A 22,193-nucleotide genomic window follows, 5' to 3' on the forward strand; every position below is an offset into this window, starting at 1 on the left:
AATAAAAAAGCCAGTTGCTTAACAACTGGCTTCTAGAATTCTTAAATCATTCTGATACAGATCAGAAGTTGCCGTCGTCGATTGGCGTGCCTGACTTTTCAGACTGAATGCACTGGTAAATCTCTTCACGTTAGGTTCATTACGTAGAAGAGACTTCTGCTATTCGTTTATACAATCAACTAAAGCAGAGTTAAGCTAATAAAAAAGCCAGTTGCTTAACAACTGGCTTCTAGAATTCTTAAATCATTCTGATACAGATCAGAAGTTGCCGCCTTCAGATGGCGTGCCTGACTTTTCAGACTGAATGCGCTGGTAAATCTCTTCACGATGTACAGAGACTTCTTTAGGTGCATTTACACCAATTCTTACTTGGTTACCTTTAACGCCTAATACAGTGACTGTTACTTCGTCACCAATCATCAGTGTTTCACCAACACGACGAGTCAATATCAGCATTACTTTGCTCCTTTAGTTCCTAATTCTGCTTTATACGGCATTATTCCGTTATATTTGTATTATAAGGTTAGCTTAGTACAAATTAACAGTATTCTATTGGAAAAGCGTCAAATAATTACACCTTTTCGGGTATTTAATCACAGTTTTTCAGTTGAAACCTTTTTAACCACTTTAAGAATAACTTTTATCCCTTGCGGCTATTATCAAGCGTTAACATTAAACTAGCATGAATTAATACATTCCCCAAATCAAAGCCCACATTATTCAAACTTTATACAAACAACTCCCTAATAGTGCTGATAAAAAGTGCAACTACATTCAACATAAGCCAATTAACGCCAATGCCGTTTTTTATACTCAAAAATGGTCATTCTTCGAAATCATGGTAGATAAAAACTAATTCGACCAAATTTAGGCAAATAGTCCATAAACTGCCTTATAGAAATGGAAAGAACTACTTTACAGCTATAAAAAAACGCCCTCAAGGGGCGTTTTTAAGCTTAAAATTTAATGGTTAAGCAAGCTTAGCGGTGATCCACGGTAGCACTTGCTCTAAAGCTGTATCTAGGTTTTCAGGTTGGCTACCGCCAGCCTGAGCCATATCAGGACGTCCACCGCCCTTACCGCCAACCTGAACAGCAATTGATGCAACCAATTCACCCGCTTTAACTTTGCCAGTTAGATCCTTAGTTACACCTACAATCAGGTTAACCTTGTCTTCACCCGCAATAGCTAATACTACAATACCTGATTGTAGCTTTTGCTTAAGCTCATCTTGTAAGCCGCGAAGCGCACCAGCATCGACACCTTCAAGCTTTTTAACAAGCACTTTAGCACCGTTTACATCAACGGCTTCACCAGCAAGGTCAGCACTTGTTGCTGCAGCTAATTTATCTTTTAACTGCGAAAGTTCTTTTTCAAGCTGCTTTGTTTTATCAAGCTGTGCTTTAAGCTTAGCAACAACCGATGCACTATCACCTTTCAATAATACAGCCGCTTCTTCAAGCTCAGCCTGTTGCTTAGCAACATAAGCCATAGCTGCAGCACCGGTAACCGCTTCAATACGACGTACACCAGCAGCAATACCGCCTTCTGATGTGATCTTGAATAGTCCGATATCACCAGTACGACCGACGTGAGTACCACCACATAGTTCGATAGAGAAGTCGCCCATAGTCACAACACGTACTTCAGCATCGTACTTTTCGCCGAACAGTGCCATTGCACCTTTTTCTTTAGCGGTTTCAATGTCCATTACTTCAGCTGTTAGCTCGTGGTTACGACGAATTTGCGTATTCACTAGCTCTTCAACTTCTTTTAGTTCGTGAGCTTTTACGCCTTCAAAGTGAGAGAAGTCAAAACGTAAACGTTCAGGGTCAACTAAAGAACCTTTCTGGCTTACGTGAGTACCAAGTACCTGACGTAGAGCCGCATGTAGAAGGTGAGTCACTGAGTGGTTTAGTTCAGTTCTATGACGTAGTTTTTTATCAACATTAGCCGCTACAACTTGACCAACCTTGATAGACCCCGCTGCTACACGGCCGATATGACCAATTGCTTGAGCGTACTTTTGTGTATCAGTAACTGTGAATTCAGCACCATCAGCAATCAATACGCCTTTATCGCCACACTGACCACCAGACTCACCGTAAAACGGTGTGTTGTCTAATACGATAACAACATCATCGCCAGCAATAGTGCTATCAACTGACTCACCCGCTTTAAAAATTGCAGTTACAATCGCTTGGTTATTTAGCTCAGTGTAACCAGTAAAACAGCTTTGCTCTTCAATTTTCAGACCTTCGTTATAGTCTGTCTCGAATTGACCTGCAGCTTGTGCACGGCTGCGCTGCTCAGCCATTGCAGCTTCAAACCCTGCTTCATCAACAGTAATATCACGTTCACGACATACGTCAGCAGTTAAATCTACTGGGAAGCCATAAGTATCATAAAGTTTGAATGCTGTTTCGCCATCTAGCACCTTAGTCGTTAACTCGTTTAGCGCTGCATCCAAAATACCTAAGCCGCGCTCTAGAGTACGAGCAAATTGCTCTTCTTCAGCTTTCAGTGATTTCTCAACAATCGCTTGGGTTTCTTGTAAACCTTTTGCAGCATCAGCGCCCATCACTTCAATAAGAGTTGGAACCAGCTTGTAGAAGAAGCTTGCAGTCGCACCTAGCTTGTTACCATGACGCACTGCGCGACGAATAATACGACGAAGCACATAACCCCGACCTTCATTTGACGGCATTACACCATCGGCAATTAGGAATGCACATGAACGAATATGGTCAGCAATAACGCGTAGAGACTTATTCTCAAGATCTGTAACGCCTAGTATTTCCGCTGTTTTCTTGATTAATGCTTGGAAAATATCGATTTCATAGTTTGAATGTACACCCTGCATAATCGCAGCGATACGCTCAATACCCATACCAGTATCAACAGATGGCTTAGGTAGCGGTAACATTTCACCGTCAGCCAGGCGGTTGTATTGCATAAATACGATGTTCCAAATTTCAATGAAACGATCGCCATCTTCTTCTGGAGTACCTGGGCGGCCCCCCCAAATGTGATCGCCATGATCATAGAAAATTTCAGAACATGGACCACATGGACCAGTGTCACCCATCTGCCAGAAGTTATCTGATGCGTAAGCAGCGCCTTTATTGTCGCCGATACGGATAATATTTTCAGCTGCAACACCTATCTTCTTATTCCAGATCTCGAATGCTTCGTCATCTGTTTCATAGATAGTGACGCATAGGCGCTCTTTTGGCAGTTTTAATTCTTCTGTAAGGAATGTCCATGCGAAATGAATAGCTTCTTCTTTAAAGTAATCGCCGAAACTAAAGTTACCTAACATTTCAAAGAATGTGTGGTGACGAGCAGTGTAACCAACGTTATCTAAATCGTTGTGCTTACCACCTGCACGTACACAGCGCTGTGAAGACGTTGCACGAGAATAGCTACGCTTATCTGCACCCAAAAACACATCTTTAAACTGGTTCATACCCGCATTAGTAAAAAGCAGTGTTGGGTCGTTCGCTGGAACGAGAGAACTACTATCTACTACCTGGTGACCATTTGTGCGGAAATATTCCAAAAAAGCACTTCGCAGTGCTGCAGTGGTTTGATACATGAAACCGTCCTGAATTAGGTTGTGCAAATAGCCCTTAACGAGCTGAGAGATAAATTTTTATGGATAGCATTATAAGCAGAGTCATGGCTAACAACCAGCCCTGTTGATACAAAACTGCTTCGCTAATAAAGAAATTACAGCTAGAGGAGAGTTGCTAGGCAACTAAATAGATTTATTAGCTCAATGTTACTCATGTACTATAACCAATCAGCCACTAAATTAGCCTGCGTCAATAGCTTTATAAACACCATAAAAAAATCGCGGATTGCAAACAGCAGCTCCGCGATGATTAAGTTGACTAGTCAATAAGCAATATTAATGCTTACAACAAGCTAAGTGGTTCATCCACTAGTAATATCGGTCTTAGAAAACTTCACCCGTTTCTAAATCCACATTGTCACCAGCAGTGTCTGCCGCATTACCAGCATCAGCAGTATCTTTCTCACCATTGCCTAAAAGCATAGCGCGCAATGTTGTTTCAATTTCATTTGAAATTGCTGGGTTTTCGATAAGGTACTTACCAGCGTTAGCGCGGCCTTGGCCAATCTTGTCACCTTTGTAGCTATACCAAGCACCTGACTTTTCAATTAACTTGTGTACAACACCTAAGTCAACTAACTCACCAGTGCTGTTGATACCTTGACCGTATAGGATTTGGAATTCAGCTTGCTTAAATGGTGCTGCAATCTTGTTTTTCACAACTTTAACGCGAGTTTCGTTACCAATCACTTCTTCACGGTCTTTAATAGCACCAGTACGACGGATATCTAGACGAACAGAAGCGTAAAACTTAAGTGCGTTACCACCGGTTGTTGTTTCTGGATTACCGAACATTACACCAATTTTCATACGGATTTGGTTAATGAAGATAAGCAAAGTATTTGACTGCTTAAGGTTACCTGCAAGCTTACGCATTGCTTGGCTCATCATACGTGCCGCTAAGCCCATGTGAGAGTCACCAATTTCGCCTTCAATTTCAGCTTTTGGTGTCAATGCTGCTACTGAGTCGACAATAATAACGTCAACCGCACCACTGCGAGTTAGAGCATCACAGATCTCAAGCGCTTGCTCACCAGTATCAGGTTGAGAACAAAGTAAGTTATCAATATCCACGCCAAGCTTTTTAGCATAGATAGGGTCAAGTGCGTGTTCAGCATCAATAAAGGCACAAGTTTTACCTTGCTTTTGAGCTGCAGCAATCACTTCCAATGTCAGTGTTGTTTTACCAGATGATTCGGGACCGTAGATCTCTACGATACGACCCATTGGTAATCCGCCAGCACCTAAAGCAACATCCAAAGCAAGCGAACCTGTAGAAATAGTTTCTACATCCATTGAACGGTCTTCACCTAACTTCATGATTGAGCCTTTACCAAACTGCTTCTCAATCTGACCTAGAACGGCGTTCAGTGCTTTCTCTTTATTTGGATCTGTCTTCATTCCTATATCCTCTGGAGCACAGTGCGATCTGATATTGGCACTGTATTATCTATTCGGTGACGACTCGTTAAGCCTTGGCTAGAGCCTCAATATGAAACTAGTATACTGTACAATCATACAGTATCAAGTACTGTGTAAAAATATTTTACAAATACATATGAATCAACCGCTTACTAATATTAAATAGTAATGCACAGTATTTTATTCACCAAACACTGTAAGAATTACGCCTAAAGCTCACAAAATATTGTTAAGATTAGCGCCAAGATTGTGTAAGGCGCTACTAGACGCCGCAGTAAAATGACAGGCAAATAAAATCGATGACTGCTATTGATCCTCAAGGTTTAGAAAAACATACCCCAATGATGCGTCAGTATCTCACTCTAAAAGCTCAGCATCCTGATATGTTGCTCTTTTACCGTATGGGTGATTTCTATGAACTCTTTTATGAAGACGCCAAACGTGCATCAGAGTTACTTGGGATCTCTCTTACAGCTCGAGGCAAGAGCGGTGGTGACCCTATTCCTATGGCTGGTTTGCCTTACCATGCAGTTGAGGGCTATTTAGCTAAATTAGTGCAACTACGCGTTTCAGTGGCAATTTGCGAACAAGTCGGCGACCCTGCCACATCAAAGGGCCCGGTCGAACGTAAAGTCGTTCGTATCGTGACCCCTGGCACTTTAACTGATGAAGCACTATTACAAGAGCGTCAAGACAACCTTCTTGCTGCACTTTATCAAGGTAAAACAGGTTATGGTTATGCCACTTTAGACGTGGCATCTGGACGTTTTGTAATTACAGAACTTGCCAATACCGAAGCCTTAGAAGCTGAGCTACAGCGCACTAACCCTGCAGAGCTACTATACAGCGAAGACTTCTCGCAAATGAGCCTGATTGCAGGTATGAACGGTACTCGCCGTCGCCCAGAGTGGGAGTTCGACTATGATACCTGCCATCGCCTTTTATTGAACCAGTTTGGCACTAAAGACTTACGCGGCTTTGGCATCGAAGACGCAAGACTATCGCTGCAAGCAGCTGGCTGCTTAATGCAATACGTTAAAGACACTCAACGCACTGCACTGCCGCATATCAACTCGATTGTACGTTTTAATCAGTCAGACAGTATCGTTTTAGATGCTGCGACCCGTCGCAACCTTGAGCTCACCGTAAACCTCCAAGGTGGCCGCGATAATACTCTTGCTTCTGTGCTTGATAACACTGTTACCCCTATGGGCAGCCGTATGTTGCAGCGCTGGATCCACCAACCACTGCGTAACCATGAAATCATTCGTGCAAGACAAGCCTCAATTAAAGAGTTATTGGGTAACGGCAATCATGAAATTCTTGCCGAAGATTTAAAAGCCCTAGGCGATATTGAACGTATAACCGCACGTATTGCATTACGTAATGCACGCCCTCGTGATTTTGCTCGTTTACGTCAGGCACTGGCGTTATTACCGCAACTGCAGCAAACATTAACTCAGGCAAATGCACCGCACCTTCAATACTTATCTCAGGTCATTGGCGAGTTTCCACTAGAACTTGAGCTATTATCTAATGCCGTTGTTGATAACCCACCAATGCTGATCCGAGATGGTGGCGTTATCCGTGAAGGCTACAATCAAGAGTTAGATGAATGGCGTAAATTAAGTGAAGGCGCCACAGATTACCTACACGAACTTGAAGCGCGTGAAAAAGAGCAGACAGGGATCTCGACGTTAAAAGTCGGTTATAATCGCGTGCACGGTTACTACATAGAAGTGAGCCGTCGCGAATCTGACTTAGTGCCGCTAAGTTACCAACGTCGACAAACCCTGAAAAATACCGAACGCTATATTATTCCTGAGCTGAAAGAACACGAAGAAAAAGTATTATCAAGCCAAGGCAAAGCACTCGCGCTTGAAAAGCAGCTCTGGGAAGAGTTGTTTGATCTTATCTTACCAAAACTACATGAGTTACAAGACTTCGCTCAAGCAGCCGCAGAATTAGACGTACTGTGTAACTTTGCTGAGCGTGCTGAAAGCTTTAATTACCATTGCCCAGAGTTAACTGCCACGCCGGGAATTCAAATAGAAGCCGGTCGTCATCCAGTTGTCGAGCAAGTAAGTAAGAGCCCATTTATTGCTAACCCAGTAACTCTGAACAATGCGCGTAGAATGCTTGTGGTTACAGGTCCAAACATGGGCGGTAAATCAACTTATATGCGTCAAGTCGCTTTAATTACTTTGATGGCACATATTGGCTGCTACGTACCAGCTGGACACGCTGTCATTGGCCCAGTCGATCGGATCTTCACCCGTATTGGTGCATCAGATGATCTTGCATCTGGTCGCTCAACTTTCATGGTAGAAATGACGGAAACAGCCAATATCTTACATAATGCCACACCTAATAGTTTGGTATTGATGGATGAGATCGGCCGCGGTACATCGACCTATGACGGCCTTTCTCTTGCTTGGTCTGCAGCAGAGTATTTAGCCAAACACTTGCAAGCGATGACACTATTTGCCACGCACTATTTTGAGCTGACGCAACTGCCTGAACAGTTAGAAAATGTTGAAAACGTGCACTTAGATGCGGTAGAACACGGCGATAGCATTGTGTTTATGCATGCCGTTCAAGAAGGTGCAGCGAGCCGTAGTTATGGCTTACAGGTTGCGGCGCTGGCTGGTGTGCCTAACTGTGTGATTAGCGCTGCTAAACATAAGCTACACCAGCTTGAAAGCCGTGATCATGATGTACAGCAAAATAGCGAGCAGCAAAATACCCAACAGAGCATAAGTTTTGCCCCTAGTGCCCCATCTCCAGCTCTAGAAGCACTGCAAAAACTCAATCCCGATGAGCTAACGCCAAGACAAGCACTGGATTACTTGTATAACCTTAAGAAGTTAGCGCTTTAAAATGGCTGAATAATAGGCACAAAAAAAGCGCAGCTTATACTGCGCTTTTTATTTATCTAATCTCAGAGCGAGACGGTATTTTATGCTTTAAAGATGGCCTCTACCGATAAACCCTGTGCACCTAGTAAGTCTTTCAGACGCTTAAGCGCCTCAACTTGAATTTGACGAACTCTTTCACGGGTTAAACCAATCTCTTTACCGACATTTTCTAAGGTCGATGGCTCATAACCAAGCAAACCAAATCGGCGCGCTAGCACTTCACGTTGCTTAGTATTAAGTTCATCTAACCATTTGACTACTGACTTAGACATGTCTTCATCTTGGACTTTATAGTCTGGACCAACATTATCATCATCCGCTAGCACGTCCAGAAGTGCTTTATCACTCTCGCCACCAAGCGGTGTATCAACTGAAGTTATTCTCTCATTAAGCTTGAGCATACGACTTACATCGCCACTAGGTAGATCGAGTTGATCGGCGATCTCTTCCGCTGTAGGCTCATGATCTAGCTTATGTGCTAGCTCTCTTGCTGTACGCAAATAAACATTGAGTTCTTTAACTACATGAATAGGTAATCGAATTGTGCGAGTCTGATTCATAATTGCTCGTTCAATCGTTTGTCTAATCCACCATGTCGCATAAGTTGAAAAACGAAAACCGCGCTCTGGGTCAAATTTTTCTACAGCGCGAATCAAACCTAAATTACCCTCTTCGATTAAATCAAGCAGCGCTAAGCCACGATTATTATATCTGCGGGCAATTTTTACGACCAATCTAAGGTTACTTTCGATCATACGGTTACGTGATTTCTCACACCCTTTGAGGGACTTACGTGAAAAATACACTTCTTCCTCAGCACTGAGGAGTGGGGAAAATCCTATCTCACCTAGATACAGCTGTGTGGCATCTAAGTTTTTTTGTAAATCATCTTGTACTTGTTGTTCTAATTCTGCTTCTTTGACGTCCTGTTTAGTATCGATTGACTCATTTACGGAGTCGCTTTTTACTTGCTCTGCTACTACGGCATTATTGGTTCTGCTCATAATATCTCTCCCGAATTTTTCCATTAATTACTGCACGTCTCTATCCTCCGATTTGCCAAATTTGGCGACCTAAAAACTATTTTTTAGGTAAAAATTTAATTGGGTTAACTGACTTTCCGTGATATCTGATCTCAAAATGCAGCATCACTCTATTTGTGCCTGTACTTCCCATTTTCGCAACTGTCTGTCCAACATTAACAACTTGCTTTTCTTTAACTAAGATCTTGTCAGCATGAGCATAAGCACTTAAATAGTCATCACTATGTTTAATAATGACCAAGTTACCATAGCCACGAAGTGCGCTACCTGCATAAACGACTCTACCGTTAGCTGCAGCTCTGATAGCATCACCTCTGTTGCCAGCGATCTTTATCCCTTTATTTCCCTGCTCTTTGGCTGAGAATGTACCAATTACTTTACCGTTAACAGGCCAAGACCACTTGCTCACCGTCTTTGGAAGTGTGGCTTGCCTGTGGATAACTTGGTTAACTTCTTGTTGACTGGTTGTTACAGAATACGCAGCCTTTGAATTTGGATCAAGCGGTTTTTTTGACCAATCTTTTTTACTACTTTCGTTTGACGCCTTGGCTACAACACTCTGTTTTTGTGCACTTTTACTTGGTTTTGGTGTGGTTTTAGTCACTTTTACAGGTGCTTTTTTTGCAACAGAGGTATTTGTAACAGATCGTTTAGAGCTAAGACTCAATACCTGTCCAGGGTAGATGGTATAAGGGGTTGGTAAGCGATTAGCTTTTGCAATAGCAGCAAAATCTTTATTAGCTCCCCATGCAATAGAATAAAGCGTATCACCTTGTTTTACGATATAACGAGTCCCCGTTATTGATCCTTTACTGATCGATGGGGTTGATGGACCGTTTAACGATTCTACAGGTGCTGGGCGATCAGCCTGAAAACTACAACCTGATAATAGTAGCGATAAGTAAACGCATAAAAAGCAAGACAACCTCATTATTTACTTATCACCTCAATAATCTAAAATAGTTAATTATACTTAAAACGAATATTAGGCAAGTTCGCCATTTACCAATGGCACAAAACGAACCATCTCAATCACTTCTGATGAGTATTTCCCTGCAATACGGGTCACTTTTAATAGCTGCTGAGTTTCCCCCCCAACAGGGATAACTAACACACCACCGTCGGCTAACTGCGCTAATAGTGCTTCAGGTATTGAACTTGCGGCAGCCGTAACCATAATCGCATCATAAGGCCCTTTGCTTGGCCAGCCTTGCCATCCGTCACCATATTTAAACGAAATATTATGTAGATCCAGTCTTTTTAAGCGCTGACGAGCCTGAATTTGTAAGCTTTTAATCCGCTCAACTGTACAGAGCTGCGGTACTAACTGTGCCAATATGGCAGCTTGATAACCTGAGCCCGTTCCAATCTCCAATACCTTAAGAGGATTATCTTGCAACAGGATTTCCGTCATACGCGCAACAATATAAGGTTGAGAAATAGTTTGCCCTTGACCTATAGGAAGAGCCGTATTTTCATAAGCCTTATGCCCAAGAGCGGGATCAAGAAACTGCTCCCTTGGCGTATTTGCCACCGCTTTTAACACTGGCTCATTACGGATCCCAGCCTCATACAATTTTCTTGCTAAGTTCAATGCTGATGTTGAGGCAACAGGATTCATAAATCAGTTTTCCAATATTTCAAAATAAACATACATAAATTAAAACAATACAAACGCTAACTCGTTAGCGGCGTATTTAATCAGCGACTTGTGTTAACCAACCTTCTAAAGCACTTATCTGCTCAAATGCAGTTAGGTCAACAGTTAGCGGCGTAATAGACACGTAACCATTAGCTACCGCGTAGAAATCGGTTCCCTGACTTGCATCTTGCTCATCACCCGGAGGGCCTAACCAAAAAATTTCTCTACCTGCTGGATCTTGAGTTCTGACCATACCTTCTGCTCTATGACGTGCTCCCAAGCGAGTAATCTTAATACCTTTAACCTCATCTATCGGTAAGTCCGGCACATTGATATTCAAAATTTTGTCTTGAGCAATTGGCTTATCTTGCAGTGCTTTAACAATTTTTAACGCGTAATGTGCAGCGGTGTCATAGTGCTTTAACTCGCGACCTGCTAAAGATATAGCAATGGCAGGAAAACCAAGAAAGCGCCCTTCCATCGCCGCTGCTACAGTCCCTGAATACAAGGTATCATCACCCATATTCGCGCCAGCATTAATGCCTGATACCACCATATCTGGCTCATCTTGATAAAGTTCTCTAATTGCAAGGTGCACACAATCGGTAGGTGTACCACTGACTGAGATAAAACCATTGTCTAAGGTATTGAGTCGTAATGGATTGGTCAAGGTTAACGAGTTACTTGCACCCGAACAGTTTCTATCAGGCCCAACAGTCAGCGTCTCAGCAATTTGATTTAACGCAGCAGTTAGTGCAGCAATACCTTCAGCGTTCACTCCATCGTCATTACTGATCAAAATCTTCATTGCTGCGCCTCTGCACTTCTTTGCTCAGCGAGCATCTTTTGGCGCGCGACTTCTTGAACATCTTGATAAACAAACAGCTCACGAAGTAACGATGTCGCATAAGAGCCTGATGGTAATGCAAATTTTAAGGTAATGGTATCTTCATCTACTTGATATTGCAGATGTTGTGGCTCAAGTAACAATGCGCGCCTTTCCTGGTTAAGTCCTGCTTGCTCTAAACCATCTTTATCGATTGTTAGCGCTTCAAGTGCTTGTGCCTCACATTCTGCAGCCTCAGCCTGTGCAAGCGGTAAACCACGCCCCCATAACGGCGCAGATAACTGGATATCTTTTTTGGCCAAACGCTCAATTAAGATGTCATCCCATTGCTCTGCCACAAAATAGCTCTTACTGCCCGCAAGCATCACGCAGTCACCTGTAAGCGTTGTTGTACCGTGCAGGGCTAAGCGCCCTGATACCGCCATATTAAATAGGTTTGAGCGAACTGCAGATAAATACATACTACGCTTGTTTCTATCTTTTACTTTGCGACCAGTAAACATCTGGCGGCCAAATATAAGGTTCTTGCCATCATGCCCAAAACGCTGCTCACCAAAGTAATTCGGCACACCTTGCTCTGTCACAAGTTCAATACGTTTAATAACATCACTCATATCACTTACATTGCGCAGTGTTAAGGTAAAACGATTGCCCGCTAGTGCGCCTATGCGTAATTTTTTTGCGTGGCGAGAAGCACTTAACACGGTAATTTTATCGCTATTTAATTGTTGCCAGTCTGGCGTTTCTTTGCCAGGAATGCGAACTCCAAACCATTGCTCTGTAACGGCATGCTTATCTTTTTGTCCAGCATAAGTCACCTCTTTAGGGTGCACATGAGCAAAACTCGATAACATTTTGGCGACTTCAACCGTATTTAGTCCTTCCTTACGGATGTGCAGCAGATGGTGCTCCCCCTCACCTGTTGGTGAAAAAGGCAAGATTTCTTTTACTTGAAAGTCACTGTTATGGGTACGTAGATCCGCCGTAGATGTCGGCTTGCCGTATAAATAATGTAATTCGCTCATATCGCTTACTTGTCTCACTAATCTATCTTGCATGCAACCGTGAGGTTACAGTTATTCTGGCCAGCCCTATAAGCGGGCATAAAACACTAGGATTTAATCATCAACACTACAGCTTCAACGGCTATGCCTTCTTTTCTGCCGGTAAAGCCTAGTTTTTCAGTGGTAGTCGCTTTGACGTTAATATCGCCAATATCAGTGGCTAAGTCACTCGCAAGCACTGCTCTTATCGATTCAATATGTGGCGCCATTTTAGGTGCCTGAGCAATTACAGTCACATCTAGGTTAGATATAATAAAGCCCAGATCCGTAGCTAACTTATAACAATGTCTCAATAGCACACGGCTATCGGCGCCTTTAAAATCAGGATCTGTATCAGGGAAGTGCTTACCAATGTCGCCAAGGGCCATAGCCCCCAAAATCGCATCAGATATAGCATGCAGTACTACGTCACCGTCAGAGTGTGCAACTAAACCCACATCATAAGGTACTTCAATACCACCTAAAATTAATGGTGGCTCACCACCAAACTTATGCACATCAAACCCATGACCGATTCTAATTTTCATTGCTTATCCTGTTAATGCGAAACCCGTTGATGTCTCTATTAGTTTTCAACCAAAACTCACTGTTCATTGCTTTTTAGAAACAGCGACGCTAACTGTAAATCATCAGGGTGAGTGACTTTTATATTATCGGCTCGTCCAGTAACAACAGCAGGCATAATTCCAGCCCATTCCATTGCAGAAGCTTCGTCAGTAATTGATGCCCCGGCCGCTAAAGCATCGGTTAAGTTTTTCTTCAAACTAACCACTGGGAAAAATTGTGGTGTCAGTGCATGCCATAACTGCTCACGGCAGACTGTTTCTGTAATTATACCTTGTGCATTGGTACGCTTCATCGTATCTCGCACCGGTGTAGCTAAAATGGCCCCTTGGGGGAATACAGCTGCAGATTCAATAAGCTTATCAATATCAAAATGGGTTAAACAAGGGCGTGCAGCATCGTGAACTAACACCCAAGCATCTTTTTTAGCAACTTCGAGACCAGCTAAAACTGAGTCTGCTCGCTCTTTACCACCAACGATAGCCTGAAGTTTAGGGTCCGTAGCTTGTGGTAGCTTAACGAAATACTCATCATGTGGATTAAGGGCGACAATCACCTTAGTGATTTTAGGATGAGACAGTAAGCAATCTAGGGTGTGGCCTAGAATGGTTTGCTCATTAAGCGCCAAATACTGCTTTGGAAGCTCAGCTCCCATACGGCTACCTATGCCGGCAGCGGGAACAATAGCAATAATTTGCTGAGGAGTTTGGCTCATATTCGAGCTCCATAAAATGCTGGCATTTAGCTATGACCAATAAAGAAAATAAAGCGGAGAAGAAATAACAAAACTAGTTTTCAGGGAGGCTGCTACGCTCTCCTCCAACGACTCGGAAAAATGTCTCGCCATCTTTAACCATGCCGAGTTCATTTCTAGCTCGCTCTTCTAGTGCTTCTGTACCACTTCGAAGATCATTAATTTCTTCTCTTAACACTTGGTTACGAGCGACTAATTGCGCATTACTTTGCTGCTGCAACTTGATTTGTTCTTGCAGATGAAAAGACTCAGCTAAGCTTTTCTCTCCTAACCAAAGGCGATACTGAAGCATGGCAAGTAAAGCAATTAATACAAAAAGAAGGCGTTTCATGATTCAAAATAGAAAGAAATTGAGAATAGTAGACAGATAGTACAACAAAAAAGGCCACCGAGTGGTGGCCTTTTTAAAGTTTATAGCGTTTTATGCTTGTCCTTTGATCTCTTTAAGACCGTTATAAGGTGCTTTTTCGCCTAACTGTTCTTCAATACGAAGTAGTTGGTTGTACTTAGCAACACGGTCACTACGACATAGTGAACCCGTCTTGATTTGGCCAGCTGAAGTTGCAACAGCTAGATCTGCAATCGTTGCATCTTCAGTTTCACCACTGCGGTGTGAAATCACAACAGTGTAGCCCGCTTCTTTCGCCATGCGAATTGCAGCAAGCGTCTCAGTTAAAGAACCGATTTGGTTAAACTTAATCAATATTGAGTTAGCAATATTGTTATCAATACCGCGTTTTAGGATCTTAGTGTTAGTTACGAATAAATCGTCACCAACAAGTTGGATCTTGTCGCCCATGATTTGAGTTTGGTAGGCCCAACCATCCCAATCTGACTCGTCTAAACCATCTTCAATAGAAGCAATTGGGTACTGCTCAGTTAGTGACTTAAGGAAGTCAGAGAAACCGTTTGCAGAGAATACTTTGCCTTCACCAGATAGATCGTATTGACCATCCTTGTAAAACTCAGATGCGGCGCAATCAAGTGCTAACGTTACGTCAGTACCTAGTGCGTAACCGGCTTTCTCAACAGCAACCTTGATGATCGCTAGTGCGTCAGCATTTGATGCCAAATCTGGTGCAAAACCGCCTTCATCACCTACTGAAGTGCTTAGGCCTTTAGACTTAAGTACACTCTTTAGGCTGTGGAATATTTCAGCGCCCATGCGTAGCGCTTCACGGAAGCTCTTAGCACCAACAGGTTGAACCATAAATTCTTGGATATCAACGTTGTTATCAGCATGCTCACCGCCGTTCAAGATGTTCATCATTGGAACTGGCATAGAGTACTGGCCTGGCGTGCCATTTAAATCAGCAATATGTGCGTATAAAGGAATACCTTTAAATGCTGCTGCCGCTTTAGCTGCTGCCAAAGATACGGCTAGGATCGCATTAGCGCCTAGCTTATCTTTGTTTTCAGTGCCGTCAACGTCGATCATGATTTGATCAAGCTCAGCTTGAGCTGTCGCATCTTTACCCATTAACGCATCACGGATAAGTCCGTTGATGTTTTCAACCGCTTTTAATACACCTTTACCTAAGTAACGTGCTTTGTCGCCGTCACGTAGTTCTAGTGCTTCACGGCTACCTGTTGATGCGCCAGATGGTGCCGCAGCCATCCCCATGAATCCGCCTTCTAAATGAACTTCAGCTTCAACAGTTGGGTTACCGCGAGAATCCATGATTTCGCGACCGATAATGTTAATAATCTTAGCCATAATGCCCTCGATTTAAGTTTTAAAGATAAATTTAAAGATAAAAGTAAAACGAAATTCTGTGCAGTTATTACATCGCTAGAAACAAAAAAACCGCCCCCATAGCATGGAAGCGGTTTTGGCGTAATTAGTCTTCTAAATCACGTTTTTGGTAGGCTGCTGCCGCGGCAACAAACCCTTCAAATAACGGCTGACCATCACGAGGAGTCGATGTAAATTCAGGGTGGAATTGACCCGCTACGAACCATGGGTGGTTTGGTAGCTCAATCATTTCAACCAATGAACGGTCTGATGATAGACCGCTGAAGATAAGGCCTGCCTTCTCTAGGCGCTCTTTGTAGTTGTTGTTCACTTCGTAACGGTGACGGTGACGTTCTACACAAGTGCTACCTTTATAAGCTGCAGCCGCTTTAGTGCCTTCTTCAAGGTGACAAAGTTGAGCACCTAGACGCATAGTGCCACCTAGATCTGATTCTTCATGGCGCTCTTCAACTTGACCATCTTCGTTGATCCACTCAGTGATCAAACCAACGACTGGATGTGGAGTCTCAGGCATAAATTCAGTTGAATGTGCACCTTCAAGACCAGCAACATGACGAGCGAACTCAATCAGTGCAACCTGCATACCTAGACAGATACCAAAGTATGGAAGGTTGTTTTCACGGGCAAACTTAGCCGCCATGATCTTACCTTCAACACCACGTTCACCGAAACCACCAGGAACTAAGATACCGTCTAAACCTTGAAGCACTTCATCGCCCTTAGCTTCAACATTTTGTGAATCAATGTACTTTATATTCACAGATACGCGGTTAAATAAACCTGCGTGCTTTAGTGCTTCGTTAACTGACTTATAAGCGTCTGGTAGTTCAATGTACTTACCTACCATACCAATAGTCACTTCACCCGTTGGGTTAGCTTCTTGGTAAATCACTTTTTCCCACTCAGCCAAATCAGCTTCTTTACAATCGATGCCAAAACGCTTAGTCACAAGTTGGTCTAAACCTTGTGCTTTTAGTAACGCAGGGATCTTATAGATACTGTCTACGTCTTTTAGTGAGATAACTGCACGTTCTTCTACGTTACAGAATAGAGAGATCTTCGCTTTTTCGTTTGCAGGGATCGCACGATCACCACGACAAACCAATACATCAGGAGCGATACCAATTGAACGTAGCTCTTTAACAGAGTGCTGCGTTGGTTTAGTTTTCACTTCGCCTGCTGCACCGAGGAAAGGAACAAGCGTTAAATGCATAAATAGGGTTCTATCACGGCCAAGCTCAACGCCTAACTGACGGATAGATTCTAGGAATGGTAGTGATTCAATATCACCTACCGTACCACCAATTTCAACGATAGCCACATCATGACCTTCACCACCTGCAAGCACTTTCTCTTTAATAGCGTTAGTGATATGTGGGATAACCTGAATGGTTGCACCTAAATAGTCACCACGACGTTCTTTACGAAGTACTTCTTCATAAATACGACCCGTAGTAAAGTTATTACGACGGTTCATCTTAGTGCGGATGAAACGCTCATAGTGACCTAAGTCTAGATCGGTTTCAGCGCCGTCTTCTGTCACAAACACTTCACCGTGCTGTGTCGGACTCATGGTACCTGGATCTACGTTAATGTATGGATCCAGCTTCATAATGGTTACGTTTAGGCCGCGAGCCTCTAATATTGCAGCCAAAGAAGCTGCTGCAATGCCTTTACCTAGTGATGAAACCACGCCACCAGTAACGAAGATATACCTTGTAGTCATGCTGAACCTGAGAAAATGAGTTGGAAATATGTGCTTGTAAGAAAGCACTAGGACGGGGCAATATTATACCAAAGCAAGCTTGATTCGACAAACTACAATTAACCTAAAAGCTAAGTTATTTATTTGCTTCATCCAGTTTAACCTTATCCCAGTAGCCATCAAGCTCTGTTAATGTGTGTTCTGTCATCAAACGACCATCGGCTTGAGCGTAAGCTTCAACACCACGAAAACGCCTTTCAAACTTATGATTTGCTTGCCTTAATGCCTGTTCAGGCTCAACGCCTAAATGCCTTGCAAGGTTCACGACAGCGAACAATAAATCCCCCATCTCGTCTTGTACTTTATTTTCATCGACAGATTCTTGCTTTACTTCGTAAAGCACTTCATCAATCTCTTCATGGATTTTTGCAACGACAGGTTCAAGCTCTGCCCAGTCAAAACCCACTCTAGCGACTCGCTTTTGAATTTTAATTGAACGAGACAAGGCTGGTAAACTTTGAGGAATATCATCTAAAACCGAATTAAGCTCACGCTCACTACGTTCAGTCTCTTTCAATTGCTCCCAATTTTGCTTTATCTCAGCAGTACTACTTGTCTTTAAGCCATCAAATACATGCGGATGGCGTCTTGTCAGCTTATTACAGATCCGCTCAACCACAGTATCAAAATCAAATAAGCCTTGCTCTTTTCCTAACTGGCAATAAAAAACCACTTGAAATAACAAATCACCTAGCTCATCGGGCAGCTCTTCCATCGCCATACGTTCAATAGCGTCCGCCACTTCGTAAGCCTCCTCTATAGTAAAAGGCACTATTGTCTTAAAGCTCTGTGCCAAATCCCAAGGGCAACCGGTTTCAGGGTCACGCAACTTTTGCATAATTGCTAACAAAGGTTGGGTATCACCTATATGCTTCGTCATTTAAAGGATCCTAATTTATCTATTAAAGTTACTGTTACGCGGCATATTATCAATGTAAATATGACTGATGGTACAACAAACAAAAACGGCAACCTTAAGTTGCCGTTTTATCAAGCTGCGCCCCATTATACTCTGCGGGCCTGCATAACACCGTCAACTTGATTAATCTTGGACAGGACTTTCGATACTCCTTCAAGATTATAAAGCTCTAGCTCAAGTTCAATTGTAGCGGTTTGAGTTTTGACATCTGAAGTTGAGCTCAATGCCATCACATGGGTCTTTTCTGCAGCAAGTACCGAAGTTAAATCTCGCAATAAACCAGAACGGTCATTAGCTAAGATACTTAAACGAATTTTATAACCGCCTGAGTAATTCTCACCCCATACCACTTCAACAGAGCGTTCAGGTGAGGCGCGCACAAGTTCTTTAACTTGATCGCAATCGGCTCTGTGAACCGAAATACCGCGGCCTTTAGTGATAAAGCCAAATATTTCATCACCAGGCACAGGCTGACAACATTTAGCGATATGGCTCATCAAGTTACCGACGCCGTTAACTTCAACTTGACCTTTACCTTTTTTAATCGATTTACTTTGGCTCTTCTTAACTAAGTCTTCAACCGCGGCTTCGTCGCTTAAGTCTTTAGTGCGTAACCGACTTTGGACGTGATTAACAACTTGGTTAAGGCGTACGTCACCACCGCCGATCCCTGCTAGCAGATCGTCCATACTCACAAGATTAAAACGTTCAACCGCTGATTGCGCGTCTTTAAGTATAAGTTGGCTCTTAGCAAGTTCAGCCTCAAGCATCTCTTTACCAGCAACGATATTCTTATCTCTATCTTGCTGCTTAAACCAATGCAGAATTTTTGAACGTGCTCGTGATGTTCGGATATAGCCTAAATTTGGATTTAACCAATCGCGTTTAGGGTTCGGGTGCTTAGAGGTAATAATCTCAATACGCTGCCCTGTTTCTACTTGATAAGTAAACTGCACAATGCGGCCGTCGACTTTTGCACCAATACATTTATGCCCCACGTGGGAATGAATATAGTAGGCAAAATCAAGCACTGTTGAACCTAATGGTAAGTCGACCACTTCACCGCTAGGGGTAAATACATAGACCCTGTCTTCAAATACTTGGCTACGAACTTCATCGACTAAATTGCCGCTTTCAGCCACATCTTCTTGCCACTGCAAGATTTTACGTAGCCAATTAATCTTCTCTTCATAACCGCTTTGCTTACCGCTAGCACTGCCTTCTTTATACTTCCAGTGCGCAGCCACGCCAAGCTCAGCATCTTCATGCATCTGCTCGGTACGGATTTGAATTTCAACCGTCTTATCTTCTGGCCCGACGACAACAGTATGAATAGACTGATAACCATTAGGCTTAGGATTGGCAACGTAATCATCAAATTCACGTGGAATATGTTGCCAAAGGGTATGCACTACGCCTAATGCACCATAACAGTCTTGAAGACGATCGGTGACAATACGTACCGCACGCACATCAAACAGCTCATCAAACTTAAGCTGTTTACCTTTCATCTTCTTCCATATGCTGTAGATATGCTTAGGTCTACCATATACCTTGGCCCGAATATGGTCTTTATCTAAACGCGCTTGTAATTGACTGACGAAGTCGTCAATAAAGGTTTCTCTGTCAAGGCGCTTACCATCAAGCTGCTTTGCAATATCTTTATAAGTTTGCGGGTGCAAGTAACGAAACGAGATATCTTCAAGTTCCCACTTTAATTGACCAATACCTAAGCGGTTAGCCAATGGTGCGTAGATGTCAGCAATCTCTCGCGCAATAAGCACCTTAACTTCTTCATCTGCATTCTTGATTTCACGCAGTAGGCAAATACGCTCGGCAAGCTTAATCACTACCGCTCGCACATCTTCAACCATCGCCAGTAACATCTTACGAATGTTGTCGATTTGAGGTTCGCCATTACGGGTTTGATTATCTATTTTTAACGCGCCAATAGCATTCATGGTTTCAACGCTAGACACTAAAACTGAAAGCTTTTTGCCAAATTTCTCCTCAATATCTTCTTGAGTAATCAAATCAGCGTCAAAGACCACAAATAAGATAGCGGCTTGTAAGGTTTCAATATCCATATTCAGCGGCGCGAGAATTTCAATCATCTCACGCGCACGCTGTAAGACAGCAACGCTCGCCTCTTTCTTCTGTCCCACGAGCAATTCGACCTGCTCGATTAGGGTCAAAAGAATTTGAGCTTCCGAAGCATCACTTAGATAACGTTGTACCCACTCTTCAAGTTGAAAGTCAGGATCGCTAAAATGTGCTTCACGAACAGATACCATTTTATTTAATTCCTTTACATACTACAGTTAGAGGTTAACACTCACTTAACCTCACCGTTTTAATTCATACGCTCTATCTTCAGCATTCAGCGGTTATTGTCAATCAACAAAAGCTGACAAATGCACCTAAAAACGCTGTTAACAGCAGACTTTGATGTGTATGAGTTATATTTAAGCAAAAGGTTTCACTAAATGTATCTTTTTGTGTCTTTTTGTCTATTTTGCTAACTCAAATAAAGCCATCGACTCTAAGTGATGAGTTTGTGGAAACATATCAATTAAACCGATTTTTTTAAGCTGATATCCCTGTTTTAAAATCACTTCGCTATCGCGCGCAAGGCTTGCCGGATTGCAAGAAACATACACTAACGCTTTGGGCTTAAGTTTCTTAAGTGACAGCATGCTTTCATAGGCACCAGCACGAGCAGGATCAATCAACATTTTGTCAACTTTACCTAGCCAAGGCTCTTTCGACAGATCGGCACTTAAATCCGCATGATAAAAAGACACGTTTTCTAAGCCGCTGTTTTTAGCGTTTTCACGTGCTTGGGCAACCATAGCTGGCACCCCTTCTACGCCAATCACCTCTGCGCCGTTTTTAGCCAATGGCAAACTGAAATTACCGATCCCACAAAATAAGTCTAATACACGCTCACCAGATTGTGGCGACAGCCAGTCAACCGCTTGGCTAACCATCGCCTGATTAACCGCGCCATTAACTTGAATAAAATTACCTGGCGAGAAATTAAGCTTCGTTTGGCTATTTTCAAAACCGTAAAAAGGTTGCTCACCCGTACCATTCAGATGCTCAGATTCGCCATTATCATCTTGTAATAACACAATGACATCATGCTTAACGGCAAATTCAGCTAGACGAGTCCTATCTTTATCCGACAATATTTTAGTTACCCGCAACACGACAAAATTGCCGTTATCTGCTTGGGTCAGCTCAACATGACCTAACGCCTTTTTACCGCTTAGTTGATTAAGTACAAATGCTAGATCAGGGATCAACGCCGATAACTGCTCAGCTAATACCGCACAAGATTGGATCTCAACCACATCACTGCTACTACTAGCTCTAAAACCTAAACTGATATGTTTGGTATTTTTATCAAACCAAGTAGCCAAGCGCGCACGGCGGCGGTAATGCCAATTTTTATCGCTAATGGTTTCACATATTTCACTCGCTTCAGCTTGAGCAAACTTGCTCACTAAGTCGACTAAGGTCGCCGCTTTATGAGTCCGTTGGGCATCAATGGCAAGATGTTGTAAGTCACAACCACCACACTTAGCAAAATGTGGACAATCAGGTTGCACTCGTTCGCTTGATACTTGCTCAATTTTTAGTAACTTGCCACGAGAGAACTTTTTTTTCTGCTCGGTCAATTGTACCGACACGGTTTCGCCAGGTAAGGCACCATTGATAAAAACAATTTTGCCATCGTGATGGGCAATCCCCGCCCCAAGATGATCAAGTTGAGTCACCTTTAGAGACAACTTTGACGATAATTGCTTAGATCTATTTGGTTTTGCTTTAAAAAATTGTGCCATTTTGCTCTCTAGGT

General features: G+C 42.8%; 17 protein-coding genes. 1 reads left to right on the top strand and 16 read right to left on the bottom strand.

Features of this window, described 5'->3' with window-relative positions; genetic code table 11:
- Window positions 1-258 precede the first annotated feature (258 nt).
- The 3 genes from csrA to recA all read right to left on the bottom strand — a co-directional run bounded on the left by csrA (window position 259) and on the right by recA (window position 5,038).
- Window positions 259-456, bottom strand: a complete 198-nt coding sequence (csrA, locus tag L2747_RS17610; RefSeq protein WP_006082602.1) for a carbon storage regulator CsrA — start codon at window positions 454-456, stop codon at window positions 259-261.
- Between the two features lie 514 nt (window positions 457-970).
- The gene (gene alaS, locus L2747_RS17615) at window positions 971-3,598 is read right to left on the bottom strand and encodes an alanine--tRNA ligase (RefSeq protein WP_249000318.1); all 2,628 of its coding nucleotides are present in this window, start codon (window positions 3,596-3,598) and stop codon (window positions 971-973) included.
- 363 nt (window positions 3,599-3,961) lie between these two features.
- Window positions 3,962-5,038 (bottom strand): recombinase RecA, encoded by a 1,077-nt coding sequence (recA, locus tag L2747_RS17620; protein WP_249000319.1) that lies wholly within the window; start codon window positions 5,036-5,038, stop codon window positions 3,962-3,964.
- A gap of 320 nt (window positions 5,039-5,358) precedes the next feature.
- On the opposite strand from recA, the gene mutS reads away from it, so the two are divergent.
- Complete coding sequence (gene mutS, locus L2747_RS17625) at window positions 5,359-7,938, top strand: DNA mismatch repair protein MutS (RefSeq protein ID WP_249000320.1); 2,580 nt, start codon at window positions 5,359-5,361, stop codon at window positions 7,936-7,938.
- An 80-nt stretch (window positions 7,939-8,018) separates the two neighbouring features.
- Here mutS and rpoS read toward each other — a convergent pair whose 3' ends face one another.
- The 13 genes from rpoS to rlmD form a co-directional block, all read right to left on the bottom strand.
- Window positions 8,019-8,981, bottom strand: a complete 963-nt coding sequence (gene rpoS / locus L2747_RS17630; protein ID WP_249000321.1) for an RNA polymerase sigma factor RpoS — start codon at window positions 8,979-8,981, stop codon at window positions 8,019-8,021.
- A gap of 76 nt (window positions 8,982-9,057) precedes the next feature.
- Complete coding sequence (locus tag L2747_RS17635; RefSeq protein WP_428848537.1) at window positions 9,058-9,954, bottom strand: peptidoglycan DD-metalloendopeptidase family protein; 897 nt, start codon at window positions 9,952-9,954, stop codon at window positions 9,058-9,060.
- Window positions 9,955-10,005: 51 nt separating this feature from the next.
- Window positions 10,006-10,641, bottom strand: coding sequence for a protein-L-isoaspartate(D-aspartate) O-methyltransferase (locus L2747_RS17640; protein ID WP_249000323.1), 636 nt, complete (start codon window positions 10,639-10,641; stop codon window positions 10,006-10,008).
- A 76-nt stretch (window positions 10,642-10,717) separates the two neighbouring features.
- Window positions 10,718-11,470, bottom strand: a complete 753-nt coding sequence (gene surE / locus L2747_RS17645) for a 5'/3'-nucleotidase SurE (RefSeq protein WP_249000324.1) — start codon at window positions 11,468-11,470, stop codon at window positions 10,718-10,720.
- Window positions 11,467-12,534 carry a tRNA pseudouridine(13) synthase TruD gene (gene truD, locus L2747_RS17650; protein WP_249000325.1) on the bottom strand — a complete coding sequence of 356 codons (1,068 nt, stop codon included), beginning with the start codon at window positions 12,532-12,534 and terminating at the stop codon, window positions 11,467-11,469. Before truD ends, surE begins: the two co-directional genes overlap by 4 nt.
- Window positions 12,535-12,620: 86 nt before the next feature.
- Entirely contained in the window at window positions 12,621-13,100 is a 480-nt protein-coding gene (gene ispF, locus L2747_RS17655; protein WP_249000326.1) for a 2-C-methyl-D-erythritol 2,4-cyclodiphosphate synthase, read from the bottom strand.
- A gap of 56 nt (window positions 13,101-13,156) precedes the next feature.
- The gene (ispD, locus tag L2747_RS17660; protein WP_249000327.1) at window positions 13,157-13,852 is read right to left on the bottom strand and encodes a 2-C-methyl-D-erythritol 4-phosphate cytidylyltransferase; all 696 of its coding nucleotides are present in this window, start codon (window positions 13,850-13,852) and stop codon (window positions 13,157-13,159) included.
- A gap of 73 nt (window positions 13,853-13,925) precedes the next feature.
- On the bottom strand, window positions 13,926-14,222 hold the full coding sequence (gene ftsB / locus L2747_RS17665) for a cell division protein FtsB (RefSeq protein WP_249000328.1): 297 nt from the start codon (window positions 14,220-14,222) through the stop codon (window positions 13,926-13,928).
- A 90-nt stretch (window positions 14,223-14,312) separates the two neighbouring features.
- A complete protein-coding gene (gene eno, locus L2747_RS17670) occupies window positions 14,313-15,608 on the bottom strand; it encodes a phosphopyruvate hydratase (protein ID WP_249000329.1) in 1,296 nt (431 codons plus the stop codon).
- 124 nt (window positions 15,609-15,732) lie between these two features.
- Window positions 15,733-17,373 (bottom strand): CTP synthase, encoded by a 1,641-nt coding sequence (gene pyrG / locus L2747_RS17675; protein ID WP_249000330.1) that lies wholly within the window; start codon window positions 17,371-17,373, stop codon window positions 15,733-15,735.
- A gap of 115 nt (window positions 17,374-17,488) precedes the next feature.
- Window positions 17,489-18,292 (bottom strand): nucleoside triphosphate pyrophosphohydrolase, encoded by an 804-nt coding sequence (mazG, locus tag L2747_RS17680; protein ID WP_249000331.1) that lies wholly within the window; start codon window positions 18,290-18,292, stop codon window positions 17,489-17,491.
- A gap of 125 nt (window positions 18,293-18,417) precedes the next feature.
- The gene (gene relA, locus L2747_RS17685) at window positions 18,418-20,625 is read right to left on the bottom strand and encodes a GTP diphosphokinase (RefSeq protein ID WP_249000332.1); all 2,208 of its coding nucleotides are present in this window, start codon (window positions 20,623-20,625) and stop codon (window positions 18,418-18,420) included.
- Window positions 20,626-20,841: 216 nt separating this feature from the next.
- Entirely contained in the window at window positions 20,842-22,179 is a 1,338-nt protein-coding gene (gene rlmD / locus L2747_RS17690) for a 23S rRNA (uracil(1939)-C(5))-methyltransferase RlmD (RefSeq protein WP_249000333.1), read from the bottom strand.
- Window positions 22,180-22,193 lie beyond the last annotated feature (14 nt).

Origin of the sequence: Shewanella marinintestina (assembly GCF_023283845.1) — a bacterium.
Taxonomy (GTDB): domain Bacteria; phylum Pseudomonadota; class Gammaproteobacteria; order Enterobacterales; family Shewanellaceae; genus Shewanella; species Shewanella marinintestina.

What these genes read in the sequence shown, in the direction of transcription:
- alaS (WP_249000318.1), bottom strand. Translation starts at nt 3,598, where the DNA reads ATGTATCAAACCACTGCAGCACTGCGAAGTGCTTTTTTGGAATATTTC.
- ftsB (WP_249000328.1), bottom strand. Translation starts at nt 14,222, where the DNA reads ATGAAACGCCTTCTTTTTGTATTAATTGCTTTACTTGCCATGCTTCAG.
- rlmD (WP_249000333.1), bottom strand. Translation starts at nt 22,179, where the DNA reads ATGGCACAATTTTTTAAAGCAAAACCAAATAGATCTAAGCAATTATCG.
- eno (WP_249000329.1), bottom strand. Translation starts at nt 15,608, where the DNA reads ATGGCTAAGATTATTAACATTATCGGTCGCGAAATCATGGATTCTCGC.
- rpoS (WP_249000321.1), bottom strand. Translation starts at nt 8,981, where the DNA reads ATGAGCAGAACCAATAATGCCGTAGTAGCAGAGCAAGTAAAAAGCGAC.
- mazG (WP_249000331.1), bottom strand. Translation starts at nt 18,292, where the DNA reads ATGACGAAGCATATAGGTGATACCCAACCTTTGTTAGCAATTATGCAA.
- L2747_RS17640 (WP_249000323.1), bottom strand. Translation starts at nt 10,641, where the DNA reads ATGAATCCTGTTGCCTCAACATCAGCATTGAACTTAGCAAGAAAATTG.
- surE (WP_249000324.1), bottom strand. Translation starts at nt 11,470, where the DNA reads ATGAAGATTTTGATCAGTAATGACGATGGAGTGAACGCTGAAGGTATT.
- ispF (WP_249000326.1), bottom strand. Translation starts at nt 13,100, where the DNA reads ATGAAAATTAGAATCGGTCATGGGTTTGATGTGCATAAGTTTGGTGGT.
- truD (WP_249000325.1), bottom strand. Translation starts at nt 12,534, where the DNA reads ATGAGCGAATTACATTATTTATACGGCAAGCCGACATCTACGGCGGAT.
- relA (WP_249000332.1), bottom strand. Translation starts at nt 20,625, where the DNA reads ATGGTATCTGTTCGTGAAGCACATTTTAGCGATCCTGACTTTCAACTT.
- csrA (WP_006082602.1), bottom strand. Translation starts at nt 456, where the DNA reads ATGCTGATATTGACTCGTCGTGTTGGTGAAACACTGATGATTGGTGAC.
- recA (WP_249000319.1), bottom strand. Translation starts at nt 5,038, where the DNA reads ATGAAGACAGATCCAAATAAAGAGAAAGCACTGAACGCCGTTCTAGGT.
- ispD (WP_249000327.1), bottom strand. Translation starts at nt 13,852, where the DNA reads ATGAGCCAAACTCCTCAGCAAATTATTGCTATTGTTCCCGCTGCCGGC.
- mutS (WP_249000320.1), top strand. Translation starts at nt 5,359, where the DNA reads ATGACTGCTATTGATCCTCAAGGTTTAGAAAAACATACCCCAATGATG.
- pyrG (WP_249000330.1), bottom strand. Translation starts at nt 17,373, where the DNA reads ATGACTACAAGGTATATCTTCGTTACTGGTGGCGTGGTTTCATCACTA.